Source organism: Muricomes intestini (assembly GCF_004346165.1).
Taxonomy (GTDB): Bacteria; Bacillota; Clostridia; order Lachnospirales; family Lachnospiraceae; genus Muricomes; species Muricomes intestini.
Genome location: NZ_SLZZ01000036.1, coordinates 1 through 13,010 on the forward strand (window position 1 = coordinate 1; position 13,010 = coordinate 13,010).

Below are 13,010 nucleotides of genomic sequence, written 5' to 3' on the forward strand. Positions count from 1 at the left end.
TTTGTCAAGTGTTTTCGGCAAAAAAGGTGGGTGATTTTTAAAATAAAGGGATGGAAAGCCTTGAAAAATGAAGGCTGGAAATTCCGAGAACTTATAAAAGGAAAAAGGAGGACAAATGTTAGTAAATTTAAATGATGTATTGATACCGGCAAAAAAGAAAAAATATGCAGTAGGCTTATTCAATGCAGTTAATCTGGAATTAGCTCGAGGGATCATTTGTGCAGCTGAAGAAAAAAAATCACCTGTAATTATGGGCACGGCAGAAGTGTTGCTGCCTTACGGACCACTTGAGGAGGTCTCTTATTATTTGATTCCGATGGCTAGAAAAGCCAGTGTCCCTGTAGTTATACATTTGGATCATGGCCTGACCAGGGAAACTTGTCTTGAGGCTCTGGATCTGGGATTTTCCTCAATTATGTATGACTGCTCATTAGACAGTTACGAAGAAAATGTGCGTAAGACCAAAGAGATGGCACAGATTGCTCACAGCTATAATGCTACGATTGAAGCCGAGTTAGGACATGTCGGAGACAATGGTGGATCTGCAGAAGGAGGCAGCCAATTGCAGAACCCGGAGGATTTCTATACTGATCCTTTAGTTGCCAAAGACTTTGTCGAGAAAACTGGTGTCGATGCTCTGGCAATTGCCGTTGGTACGGCTCATGGTACATATACGCTGCCTCCAAAACTTGATTTCAACCGCATTTGTGAAATTGAAAAAACGATCTCCATACCTCTGGTTTTGCATGGTGGCTCGGGGCTTACCGATGACGATTTTAAGAGGGCCGTCAGCTGTGGTATCAGTAAGATCAATGTTTTTACCGACATAAATGTCCGGGCAGTGGAGGCCGCCCTGCGGGAATTCTCCTATATGGATAAGGGCATCATTGATTTGATCCCGGCCGAGATCGAAGCAATCAAGCAGGAAGTCCTGAAAAAGATAAAAGTATTTGGTTCTAATGGGCACGGTACGGATTACAATGTCTCTGAGCAGGAAATAAGAAGTATTGTGGAGCAGGTGCTATCCGGTATAAAGAGGGAAAATATAAAGTGAAGATAAGAAGAACCAACCGTGGGGAAATTCTCCGCCTTTTGGCAACTGAAAAAGCCAATACAAGAGTGGAGTTGGCTAAGGCCAGTAAACTGACTAAAATGTCAGTTTCCAATATTATCGATGAATTTCTAAGCAATGATATTGTTGTTGAAGGCGAAATGATTGAGCAGAAGGTACGGGGGAAAAACCCAGTATTTCTTAGCATTTCGCCGAAAGCTCCGAAAATAATTGGTGTACTAATTGCCCGTGAATACTGCTCAGCAATTTTGTGTGACATGAATCTGAAAATCATCATTGAAAAAACAGTGACGTTATCTAAAAGTACTAATGTCGATAAATGGCTACAGGTGATCTACTCTTTAATCGACGATTTACTGGAGCAGGAAAAGAATATCTGTGGCATTGGCGTTGCATCAATCGGGCCGCTTGATGTAAAGAAAGGGCTAATCCTTAGTCCGCCCAGGTTTTATGGAATTTCAAAAATAGTAATTACCAATGTACTGGAGAGCCGATATAAGTTACCGGTATATCTTGATCATCAATATAATTCAGCCGCTAAAGCAGAAAAGTTGTTTGGCATTGCCGAGCAGTACTCGTCATTTATGTTTGTAGGTGTTACTGATGGAATTGGCGCCGGGATTTATCAGAGGAATCACCTGCTGCAAAGCAATGGCCTGGGGAGCGAACTTGGACATATGTCCATCGATTACAATGGCGCTAAATGTGACTGCTCAATCCCCGGCTGTATCGAGAATTATGCCAGCACTGCGGCGATTGTCAAAGAAGTGGCAAAAAAGACCGGACGGCAGATAAGCTTTGAAGAATGTTGTAGAGAGAGTGCCTCTTCGGGAGCAATTGATGTCATTGTTTCTTCGGCTATTGATAAACTGACTCTCTGTCTCACGGGGGTTGTCAATCTGCTTAACCCTGAACTTATAATTCTGGGCCATGATGGTGTACAGATACCGGGCCGGTACTTGAGTGAAATGGAAGAATATATTAATCTTCATAAGCTGTCAGGAGACTATAACCATATTTCCGTTAAAAAGTCTGGGTTTGGTGAAAGAGCACAACTGTTAGGTTCAGCATGCAACGTGATTGATGCCATTTTCAAAGGAAATATTACAATTTAAAATAATATGTAAGAAAGAAGGAGAATCAATATGAAAAGATCTGAAATCAACAAGGTAATCAAACACATGGAAAAATTAATCAGTGACAATGGGTTTCATCTGCCTCCGTTTTGCTCCTGGACACCGGGGGAGTGGCAGAATAAAGGTGCCGAGTACGATGAGATACGTGATAACATGCTGGGCTGGGATATTACCGATTTCGGACAAGGGGATTATGATAAACTGGGGTTTGCCCTTATTACCCTGCGAAACGGCAATCAACACAATTCCAAGTATAAAAAGGTCTATGCTGAGAAATTGTTAATGTTGAATGAAGGACAGCATTCACCAATGCACTTTCATTGGACAAAATCGGAAGATATCATTAATCGCGGGGGTGGCACGCTGATCATCCATGTTTATAATGATAAGGATGGTGCTCTTGATGATTCTGATGTACTAGTTAATTCTGATGGCCGCTCCTATTATGTAAAGGCTGGTACTGGTGTTGAACTAAAGCCAGGTGAAAGTATCACGATTTGGCCGCATCAGTACCATGATTTCGACACTGTACCGGGTACCGGGGATGTTTTAATTGGTGAAGTCTCTATGTGCAATGATGATAATACAGACAATCGCTTTTATGAAGAACTGGGAAGATTCCCGGAGATCGAAGAAGATGAAGCGCCTTATCGTTTATTGTGTAATGAATATCCAAAGACTGGAAGTGCAGAATAGAGGAGAATGTTGACAATATGCTGAAAGTGATTATCGTCGATGATGAAGCCAAGGTATGCCAATTAATATATCATTTGATCGATTGGCCAAAGAAAGGAATGGTTGTGGCAGGAATCGCTCTAAATGGTGTGGATGCGATTGAGTTAGTGAGAAATGAGCAGCCAGATCTGATGATTACTGATATTCAGATGCCGGGTTATAGCGGACTGGAGCTGATTAAAATGGCAAAGCGAGAGCGGCCTGATATCGAGTGTATCATTATCAGTGGCTTCAGTGATTTTGATTATGCGAGAAAGGCTATTAAATATGGCGTAGAGGATTACCTGCTGAAGCCGATTAACCGGGAAGAATTTTCAGCTACATTGGACAAAATCAAACATAATTGTGATATTCGCAATGAACGGATAACCAGAGAAGAGAAAAATCGACTGCAGATTGAAAGTAGTATGAAGATTATGCGTAAAAAGCTAATTGAAGAAATTCAAAAAGGACAGGAAAGAAATATCAGCAGCCTTAATAAAGTTAATGAAAGATACAATTACACTTTTCTGCCAGGTTATTTTCAAATGCTCATGATTAAGTTGGATTATGGCTATAAGCGGGGAGAAAAAAACGATTCGGATGTTTTAGAAAAGGCAGTTACGCAAATTATTTTAAAAATTTTAGAAGATAGGTGTATTGATTTAGAAATCTACTATGAAAACAGTAGATTTCTTGTGTTATACAATTATGATAATAAGAATCGGGATATATTAAATGAAAAGATCCAGAGCCTGCTTGATGAACTGATTATTCAGAAGAAAACTTTCGGAATTATAAAAATTACGATTGGAATGGGAAGAGCAGTGGAAAACTTGGATGACATTGCTGTTTCCTGTAATCAGGCTATGGCAGCAGTCGAGGAACGGATTCGAGTGAATACAGACCGTATCATTGAAGGAATTGGAGAATATCCTTATTCGACCGAAATTCCCTACATAACGGGGAAAATGAACAAAAACTTGGAACGAGGGATTGAACTTCTTGACAAACAGGAGGTTGGGCATGTTTTAGTAACCTTTGAAAAAGAACTGTGTGAGTACCAACAGATAAGAGGCAGAGAGATTGTCAACACTCTTAAGGAAGTATACCGAAACGTTATTTTGACTTTGAAAAAGAATGCCATGCTCTTCGTTGATGGCGAGAAGCTCCGTTCGGTTTTTGAATTAGAGTTGGATAACTGCACGACGATGGATTCTATGTGTCGGTGCTTAAATGATAATATTACTGTTATCCTGCAGAAGATTATTGAGCGTAAAAGCCAGGAGGCGGCACGCCCGGTACGTGAGTCCAAGAAGTATATCAATGAGAACTATATGCGGTCAATCAGCCTGGAGGAAGTCAGTAGTATTGCCGGCTTCAATCCAACTTATTTTAGTTCATTGTTCAAGAAGGAGACAGGGACGACTTTTATGGAGTATCTGTTGGAAATAAGGCTGAATAAAGCAAAAGAACTTCTAAAAGAAACGAATTTAAGTGTTGCTGCTATTTGTGAGAGGGTGGGATACACAGACCTTAAACACTTTCAGAAGATTTTTAAAAGAGAGATGGAAGTCAGTCCGAATCAATATCGAAAGCTGTATTCTTAAGAAACAGGGAGGCAAATACGGATGAAAAAAGTGAAGAAAAAGTATCTGTCGCGGAGAATCCGTGCGTTCTTTCTGCTAATATTTCTGATGCTTCTTCTGTTATCAGTGATGTTAACCTTGTTATTTATCTTCAAAGGCGTATCGTTTCTCTGGGCTTTGATGCTATATATTATTTCTATTGCCATGGCTGTAATTTTCCATTTTTGGATTGTACTGCCTTTTGGAAAATTTGAACATCTTATGGAGTTGGTCGCCGATGGTTATAGCTTTGATAATCTGCAGGAATGTGAATATAGTATTTCTCCGGAGATGGAGCATGCGATGCAGCAATTGAGGCGGATGATAGACCAAAAGGAGATTCTTCGCGCATCTAAAAAACAGGCAGAGTATCTTGCCCTGCAAAATCAGATCAACCCACATTTCCTTTATAATACTCTGGAAGGAATTCGGGGTGAAACACTGGCTGTAGGACTTGACAGTGTGGCAAATATGACAGAATCTCTGGCAACATTTTTTCGCTATACGATTTCCAAGGGGGATCGACTGGTGACGTTGGCAGAAGAACTGAAAAATGTCAGGGACTACTATACAATTCAGAGGTACCGCTTCGGTGAAAGGCTTAGTCTCCAGATTGAATACGATAAAAGTGAAGAAAGACAGTTGATGGATTTCCTGATGCCTAAGCTCACTCTGCAGCCTTTGGTTGAAAATGCAGTTTATCATGGTATTGAGCGGAAATTGGGTACAGGACATATTTGGATAAAGATTGAAATGACAAGGAAAAGATTGCTGATTGTCGTTTCCGATGATGGCCTTGGAATTGAATCGGAACAATTGGAAGAAATGAATCAGAGACTGCAGCGTATGAAGGTAGAAAACGTTGAACAGAGAGTAGAGCAAAAAGGTGGAATTGCTATTAGTAATGTCAGCAACCGCATTAAACTTTTATTCGGAGAAAGCTATGGTCTTCATATGTATAGTGTCATAAATGGCGGAACAGACGTGGAAATCACATTACCGCTGGTAAGAGAGGACAGAACTATTGAAGGAAGAGATTTTACGGTTTGATCACGTGACTTGTGTTCATAGAGAGCGAACCGTTTTAAAAGATATTAATCTGCATATATTCAAAGGAGAAATTGTTGGCCTTCTTTCTATCAATTATCAGGGAATAAAGGAACTTTTAGATGTTTTGAGTGATAATGTTCCGATTCACTATGGTTACGTTTATTTTGACGAGCAGCTTGTCAACTGCTATTACCGGGAAGGCAGCAGCAGAAATAAAGTTTCGGTGATAAAAAAACAGAGCAGCCTGGCGGAAGACCTGACCGTCTGTGATAATATATTTGCGCTTCGCCGTGGATTTAAGAAATATGTTATTAACAGTGGAATGTTGAAAAAGCAATTCCGGCATTTTGTTGATGAGCTGGGAATTGATCTGCAGGGAGATGAACTGGTCAAAGACTTGTCAGTATTTGACAGAAAATTGGTTGAGCTGATTAAGGCTGTTATTGCAGGCACCAGATTGATTGTTATTGACAATATCAGTGACCTATTTAGCAAAGCAGAAACCAGTAGGTTTCAGGAACTGCTCCATTACTATGTGAATAAGGGCTGTGCAGTTCTTTATATTTCCAATCATCATGAGGAGGTTTTTCAAATCTGTGACCGGGTCATGATTATGGAAAATGGTCAGATTCTGCAAGTGCTGGAGCGGCAGAGCTTTATCCGAGAAAATATAGAGCCTTTTTATTTGAGCAAATGGCAGAATCTTGAACGGCCTGGGGACCTAAGGGAGAAAAATGTATTGCTGGAGTTTGATGGCGTGACTTGTGAACGGATAAAGAATCTCAGCTTTTCTGTTTATAGGGGGGAGTGTGTCATTTTACAGGATACTGATAATATTGTTACAGAGGAAATTGTAGATATCCTGCGGGGTAAAAAATCGTTAGTAGGCGGGCATATTTGTTTGGGATACGGAGAATATAGTGAAAAGAGAAGAAAAAATTATTTGCGGGAAGGAATTGCTTTCATCGATAAGAATCCAATCGAATCAATGGTATATAAAGAACAATCCTATTATGAAAACTTAAGTTGTTTACTGAAGGAAAGAAAAAGTGACCTATTGAATGGCAGAAAAATCAAAAAAAGTATCATTAAAGAATACATATCCCGGACCGGTGAGGATATTTATACGAAAAATATTATGGAATTAAGTGAAGCATCGCTATATAATATGCTCTATTACCGCGTTCATCTGTTTCATCCACAAGTAGTTATTTTGATACAGCCGCTATCTGAAGCTGATATGTATGGAAGACTTCATATTTTGCATTTGATTAAAGAATTAACAAAAAAGCATATTACTATCATTATCTTGACTGTCAATCTTTCGGATACCTTAATAGTAGCCAATCGATTGATTACAATCAAAAAAGGCAGAGTTTCCGGAGAATACAAAAGCGACGAATTTCAGAAATTTGAGCAAGATGCAATCACACCGGAAAATATCTGGTAAAGTCCAGAATACTGCACCCCCAATTCAGAAGTATCCCCCCTGTTTATCCTGCACTTTTATTGCTATAATTTTTGTAACAGTTCAGCCGTGCTGAGGGCTGAACTGTTACCAATTTTTGTAGAAAAGGTGATGAGAGTGCAGGACTATATTGTTGAAATGAATCATGTAAGCAAAACTTTTCCAGGTGTAAAAGCCTTAGATGATGTCTCGTTCAATTTGAGAGCAGGTGAAGTCATGGCATTACTGGGGGAAAATGGTGCCGGTAAGTCTACTCTGGTAAAAGTATTAAGTGGTGTGTATATAAGAGATGAAGGAGAGGTGAAAATTTTTGGTGCTGAACAGACTGATTTGACTCCCAAAAAGGCACAGGAACTGGGAATAGCTATCATTCATCAAGAACTTAACATGTGTGCTCATCTGTCTGTTACCGAAAACATTTTTTTGGGCCGGGAAATCCGTCGGGGCACAACCCTGGCCGAGAAACAAATGAACAAGAAGGCGAAAGCAATACTCGATGAGCTTAATATCAACATTAATCCTAAAACAATTGTTGGTGACCTGCCGGTATCAAAACAGCAGATGGTAGAAATTGCAAAAGCCTTGTCAATGGATGCCAAGATTTTGATTATGGATGAACCGACTTCGGCACTGTCCTCAAAGGAGATCGATGATTTATTTTCTATCATCCGTAAACTAAAAGAGGCAGGCCGCGGGATTGTTTATATTTCACATCGACTGGAGGAATTGCAGCACATTGTTGACCGTGTGAGCATCATGCGCGATGGAAAGTACATAACTTCGATGAATTTCGCCGATACCAATATGGAAGAAATCATTTCCTATATGGTCGGTCGTGAAATTAAGGAAAAATTTCCCCGGATTAGCTGTAAAAAAGGCAAAAAAATCATGGAAATAGAAAATTTCAATGCAGGGCGGATGGTTAGAAATATCAGCTTTGATGTATATGAAGGAGAAACGCTGGGGATTGCCGGTCTGATGGGAGCCGGACGGACTGAAACGACGCGTGTTATTTTCGGCATAGATCCGAAGGAATCAGGGACTGTTTTTCTGGATGGACGTGAGCTGAAAATTCATCGCCCTATTGATGCTATCAAAGCCGGAATTGTATTGGTTCCTGAGGACAGAAAGAAGGATGGACTTTGTGTTAATTTGAGTATTAAGGATAATATCTGTCTTCCGAATCTTGATATCATCTGCAACAAAGCCGGAGTTGTGAAAAGGAAAAAGGAAGTAGAGATGACCGATAACATGGTCGACCAACTGAAGATAAAACTACCTGGCACAGAAGTAAATGCCGCAACTCTTTCCGGTGGAAATCAGCAGAAAGTTGTCGTAGGCAAGTGGCTGGCCCGGAAATCACGTGTAGTTATCTTTGATGAGCCAACCAGGGGCATCGACGTAGCTGCAAAAGTCGAGATTTATAATCTGATGAATCAGTTGAAAAAAGAAGGAATCGGCGTGGTATTTATATCCTCTGAAATGCCGGAACTTATAGGAGTCAGTGACCGCATTCTAATTATGTGTGATGGGAGGATGACTGGTGAATTGGAGACGGCAGCGGCTACCCAGGATAAAATCATGATGTATGCAACTAAATTTGAAAATAAGATGGAAAAGAGCAAATAGGTGAGGGAAAGTATCATGGAGAAGAAGAAAAACGGCATTGTTAAAAAGTTTTTATCCATTCGGGGGATGGGGCAGGTAGTTACGGTTACAATCGGACTGATTATCATGTGTGTCATTTTTGGTATACTTAGCCCAAGTTTCTTTTCCGGCAGGAATGTAGGAAATTTGCTGCGGCAGATTGCACCGATTCTTTTAGTCGGTATTGGCCAATCCTATGTCATGATTACAGGAAATATTGACCTGTCAATTGGTTCTGTTTTAGGCATGAGCTGTATGATTTCGGCGACCCTGATGACTAAGGGCATATCTCCCACTGTGGCTGTTTTCATTACTTTGGCTGCATGTCTGGCAGTTGGGCTTATCAATGGTCTTCTGGTTGCCCAATTTCATCTGCCGGCATTCATAGCAACTCTTGGCACAATGCAGACCGCCAGAGGTATTGCTCAAATCGTCAATAATAACTACAATACGGATGCAATTGGCAAAGCCGCACAAGGGTTTCGGGACTTCTTTTATTATGGAAAGCTTCTGGGGATTTATAATACAGTCTGGATTACACTGGTGCTGTTTCTGGTTTTCAACTTTTTGCTCAGCAAAACCAGGACTGGACGGCATATTTACGCTGTTGGGAGCAATATTGATGCTGCAGGGCTCTCCGGTGTTAATGTTGTAGCAACGACTGTCAAGGCATATCTGGTCAGCTCGTTCTGTGCCTTTACTGTTGGTCTTATTACCTGTGCGACAGCCGGTATGGGAACAATGGATGCCGGGAATATGTATGAGATGTACGCAGTGGCTGCTTCGGTTATCGGCGGGGTATCGACCCTTGGAGGACAGGGCATTTTGGTAGGTACTATCATTGGTGCCGCAATATGGGGTGTACTACAGAATGGCCTTCAGTTTGCCGGTGCTCCTGTTGCAATGAGGAATATCGTCATCGGTGTCATAGTTGTTGTTTCAGTGCTGCTTGATGTCATCATCAGAACTGGCCGTAAACCGAAACTCAAAAAGAGTAATTAAAGCAAAGGCTTTAATATAAAAAGGGAGGTATTGAGATGAAGAAAAAACTTTTAACAGTCCTACTCTGTGTTTCACTGGTAGGAACACTGGCAGCAGGCTGTGGCGGAAAGGACAAAGAGGAAAGCAGTTCAGGAGATTCGAGTGACGAAAAGAAGAGCAAGGTTATTCTTATCACTATGGACAGTACCGATCAGCATTGGGTAAGTGTCGATCGGGGAGCAAAGGAAGAAGCCGACAAGCTTGGGGTTGATTATGCATGGATGGCCCCTGACAAAAAGGACGATGCTCAGCAGATAGAAAGAATTAATAATGCGGTTGCCGATGGGGCTGATGCCATCATGATTGCTGCAAATGGACCAGATTCCATCACTTCGGCACTCGATGAAGCCAAAGGAGAAGGTATCAAGATTATTTATGTTGATTCACCGGCAAACACCGAGGCCGAAGCCACTTTTGCAACTGACAATGAGGCAGCGGGGAGAACCGCCGGAGAAGAGTTGATCAAAGGGCTGGAAGCAGCCAAAATAACGGAAGGTAAAATTGGCATCATCGGTGTCAATCCTGCCACTCAGTCGACGGTCGATCGCGAAAAAGGATTTCGCTTGGCATTTGAAGACTCAAAATATGAACTGCTTGAAACTCAGTTTGGAGAAGGGGATGCGGCCAAATCACAGGACATTGCTGATAACTATATCACAGATGGCTGTGTTGGTATTTTCGGAACTAATGAAGGCTCAACTGTAGGTGCCGGAAATGCTGTCAAGGGTGATGGAGGCTCGGTGATTGCAGTTGGATTTGATAAATCAGATGCAATTTTGTCACTGGTCGAAGAAGGGTCTCTGCTCTGTGTTATGAGCCAAAATCCGGATGTGATGGGTTCAGAAGGCATGAAAGCGGCAGTAAAGGCCATAAATGGCGAAGAAATTACGGAAAAAGATGTGGACACCGGAGTTTCTGTTATCAGCAAAGATAATGTGGCAGATTTTCAGTAAAAGATTGTAAAAAGTGTTAGGAAGGAGCAGGTTCCAGACGAGAGGCGGGGAAGTGAAGATTTCACTTCCCTGTTGTTTTGCAGGATTTTAATTAGTTGTGACAGTGATCGACCATTCATTATGATAGCTTTTGCCGGTCGGAAGACTAATCAAGTCACTTTGTTTTTCTAAATCTTCAATTGTATCTTCATGTCCCGGAAGCGATGACCAGGGTTCAATGCAGACATACTCAGCCCTCGTACGAGGACGATGCCAGATACCGAGATAATGCATATCAGGGTAAGTCAAAGTAATCATGGTGCTGTTGTTGGGCGAGAACAGAGACACTTCTTTTGCCATATTCTTCAGGATAATGGCATCATCATCGAAAAGATTGTGTACCAGCGGCAGCGACTTCCTATCAACAAGTGGGAATGGAATATTTTTACCATTGCGCAGTATATTAGGCCCGAATCCAATCCGGATAGGATAATATTCTCTTGTGTCTCTGTCTGCAAACAGCGAAAGCGTTATGCTGCTGTTATGCTGATCCTTCAGTGTCAGTACACGATTTTTCAGAAAACCGTGAATCGGCAATGCGTAGTCTTTACCCTGAAATTGGTATCTTCCCTGATATAGGCGGGCGATATAAGGGAAGAGATTTGGTGCAGTATCGCTCCAGATTTTATCATCGCCCTGCCAAAGATATTCATGTCACTTGCGTCTTTTAGAGATTGCAACAGTCTCTTCGGATGACTCTATACAAATGTGAGCTGCCTGTGTAGCAGTCGCTTGAATCACAGAGAAGAGACTACTGTTCGTGTTTGGAATCACGGTAATGATTTGGCGACATACCATAGTAGTTCTTAAATGCCCGGGAAAAATTAAATACATTTGTATATCCGACTTCCGTGCCGATCTCCTGAATAGATAAATCCGGATTGTGAAGTAATTTTTCAGCGTAAACCATCCTTTTTGATATAATATAAGATTGAAACGATATTCCAAATGTATCATGAAATACTTTGCTTAAATAGGAATAACTAATAAAAAAATGTTCGGCAACATCTGACAATGTTAGATTCTCTGAAAAGTGTGCATCAATGTATTTTTTTATCAGATCAATTGAACTTTCTATTTTTTGATTAGAAATGTAGGAAGCATATGTCTGGAATAGTTTCTGTATAAATATTTCTAATTGTTTCAGTGATTCAAAGCTATAAAAGCCAGGTATGTTCCAGTGACTGACAGCAGATTGAAAATCGGATGATTTTGACCAAAGGATGCCCGTAAGATATTGATAGAAGCTCATCAAAGTACCTATGTTCATCTGCTTCATTAAGCTCCAGAGTTGCGTCCAATAATAATCCTTATCTATAAGCCCTGGGTTTTCTAATAAAAGATCAACCGTGTTCTGTGCACTGGCAAGAAGCTTCTGAGTTGTTGTAATCTGTCTATGCATAAATATTTTTCCATATCCCAGAATAAGGCGTTCGGCCAATATGTTTTCTGCATCCAGGTACAAGCGTTTAAAATGGGGATGTGCTTTTATATCTGTAAGGCTGACTGCCAATTCTACATTTATTTTCTCATGGCCATAGTTGATTATATTTTCTCCGTATCCTTCAGGCACTGCCACTGAATGATCCAGATTTAACAAAACTGCAATTTTACAATCTGTTAATTTTCCGCACAATACTGCAATATTTTCGTATTTGTCAAAGTAATCATAAACATGATTCATTATCATGTCACGCTGCTCTATATTCAGCCCGATGCCCGCTATCAGAGAAAAAAGATAATTTTCATAAGGAAGATATGAGTCTATAGATTCTGCTAGTTGTCTATATTCCTGCCCGCCCTCTCTCCATTGCAATGTTTTTAAAAGGTTTTCAAAGAGCTCAATGGAGCTGCTTCTTGATGAAATGTTACCAATATAAATCTGGTCAAGGGATGCACATTGTTCTCTTAAAATTTTATCTAATTGTTCTGATAGTACAGGTTTTAATAGATAATCTACAGCACCTTCCTGAAAGGAGTTCCGCACATATTCATAATCATCATATCCACTGAATACTAGAAAGCGTACAGGATGCAATTGTGACTTTAACTGATGGATGAGACTAATTCCATCAATATCATCCATTTTTATATCTGTCAGGACAATATGAGGCTTATAATCTTTACATATCTTAAGAGCCTCCTCTCCGCTGTAACAAGTTTGAATTTCAGTAATATGCGGAATGCTAAGATTTTGAATCTTGATTTTTAAGCCCTCACATATATAATATTCGTCATCTACTATCAACATAGAATAATGCA

Annotated in this window: 11 protein-coding genes; 9 read left to right on the top strand and 2 right to left on the bottom strand. The window is 40.6% G+C overall.

The window, feature by feature from the left end; all coding sequences use genetic code 11:
• Nucleotides 1-115 precede the first annotated feature (115 nt).
• From EDD59_RS16025 to EDD59_RS16065, 9 genes are all read left to right on the top strand, one after another.
• Nucleotides 116-1,054 carry a class II fructose-bisphosphate aldolase gene (locus EDD59_RS16025; RefSeq protein ID WP_132383715.1) on the top strand — a complete coding sequence of 313 codons (939 nt, stop codon included), beginning with the start codon at nt 116-118 and terminating at the stop codon, nt 1,052-1,054.
• On the top strand, nt 1,051-2,187 hold the full coding sequence (locus EDD59_RS16030; protein WP_132383717.1) for an ROK family protein: 1,137 nt from the start codon (nt 1,051-1,053) through the stop codon (nt 2,185-2,187). The genes EDD59_RS16025 and EDD59_RS16030 overlap by 4 nt, the downstream gene beginning before the upstream one ends.
• A gap of 30 nt (nt 2,188-2,217) precedes the next feature.
• A complete protein-coding gene (locus EDD59_RS16035) occupies nt 2,218-2,904 on the top strand; it encodes a D-lyxose/D-mannose family sugar isomerase (protein ID WP_132383719.1) in 687 nt (228 codons plus the stop codon).
• Nucleotides 2,905-2,921: 17 nt separating this feature from the next.
• A complete protein-coding gene (locus EDD59_RS16040) occupies nt 2,922-4,532 on the top strand; it encodes a response regulator transcription factor (protein WP_132383721.1) in 1,611 nt (536 codons plus the stop codon).
• Nucleotides 4,533-4,553: 21 nt separating this feature from the next.
• Nucleotides 4,554-5,600, top strand: a complete 1,047-nt coding sequence (locus EDD59_RS16045) for a sensor histidine kinase (protein WP_243117465.1) — start codon at nt 4,554-4,556, stop codon at nt 5,598-5,600.
• A complete protein-coding gene (locus EDD59_RS16050) occupies nt 5,575-7,050 on the top strand; it encodes an ATP-binding cassette domain-containing protein (RefSeq protein WP_132383723.1) in 1,476 nt (491 codons plus the stop codon). Before EDD59_RS16045 ends, EDD59_RS16050 begins: the two co-directional genes overlap by 26 nt.
• Nucleotides 7,051-7,185: 135 nt before the next feature.
• Nucleotides 7,186-8,697 (top strand): sugar ABC transporter ATP-binding protein, encoded by a 1,512-nt coding sequence (locus EDD59_RS16055; RefSeq protein WP_132383759.1) that lies wholly within the window; start codon nt 7,186-7,188, stop codon nt 8,695-8,697.
• Nucleotides 8,698-8,712: 15 nt separating this feature from the next.
• Nucleotides 8,713-9,717 (top strand): ABC transporter permease, encoded by a 1,005-nt coding sequence (locus EDD59_RS16060; protein ID WP_132383725.1) that lies wholly within the window; start codon nt 8,713-8,715, stop codon nt 9,715-9,717.
• A 35-nt stretch (nt 9,718-9,752) separates the two neighbouring features.
• Nucleotides 9,753-10,709: a substrate-binding domain-containing protein gene (locus EDD59_RS16065; RefSeq protein ID WP_132383727.1), complete on the top strand. Its 957-nt coding sequence runs from the start codon at nt 9,753-9,755 to the stop codon at nt 10,707-10,709.
• An 87-nt stretch (nt 10,710-10,796) separates the two neighbouring features.
• On the opposite strand, the gene EDD59_RS16070 is transcribed toward EDD59_RS16065, so the two are convergent.
• Nucleotides 10,797-11,285 carry an aldose epimerase family protein gene (locus EDD59_RS16070; protein ID WP_330572198.1) on the bottom strand — a complete coding sequence of 163 codons (489 nt, stop codon included), beginning with the start codon at nt 11,283-11,285 and terminating at the stop codon, nt 10,797-10,799.
• 214 nt (nt 11,286-11,499) lie between these two features.
• Nucleotides 11,500-12,999, bottom strand: coding sequence for a response regulator transcription factor (locus tag EDD59_RS16075; protein ID WP_165920976.1), 1,500 nt, complete (start codon nt 12,997-12,999; stop codon nt 11,500-11,502).
• Nucleotides 13,000-13,010: the final 11 nt, after the last annotated feature.

Bases quoted from the DNA above. Each gene is read 5' to 3' on its own strand.
- EDD59_RS16025 (WP_132383715.1), top strand. From the start codon at position 116: ATGTTAGTAAATTTAAATGATGTATTGATACCGGCAAAAAAGAAAAAA.
- EDD59_RS16035 (WP_132383719.1), top strand. From the start codon at position 2,218: ATGAAAAGATCTGAAATCAACAAGGTAATCAAACACATGGAAAAATTA.
- EDD59_RS16040 (WP_132383721.1), top strand. From the start codon at position 2,922: ATGCTGAAAGTGATTATCGTCGATGATGAAGCCAAGGTATGCCAATTA.
- EDD59_RS16045 (WP_243117465.1), top strand. From the start codon at position 4,554: ATGAAAAAAGTGAAGAAAAAGTATCTGTCGCGGAGAATCCGTGCGTTC.
- EDD59_RS16060 (WP_132383725.1), top strand. From the start codon at position 8,713: ATGGAGAAGAAGAAAAACGGCATTGTTAAAAAGTTTTTATCCATTCGG.
- EDD59_RS16065 (WP_132383727.1), top strand. From the start codon at position 9,753: ATGAAGAAAAAACTTTTAACAGTCCTACTCTGTGTTTCACTGGTAGGA.
- EDD59_RS16075 (WP_165920976.1), bottom strand. From the start codon at position 12,999: ATGTTGATAGTAGATGACGAATATTATATATGTGAGGGCTTAAAAATC.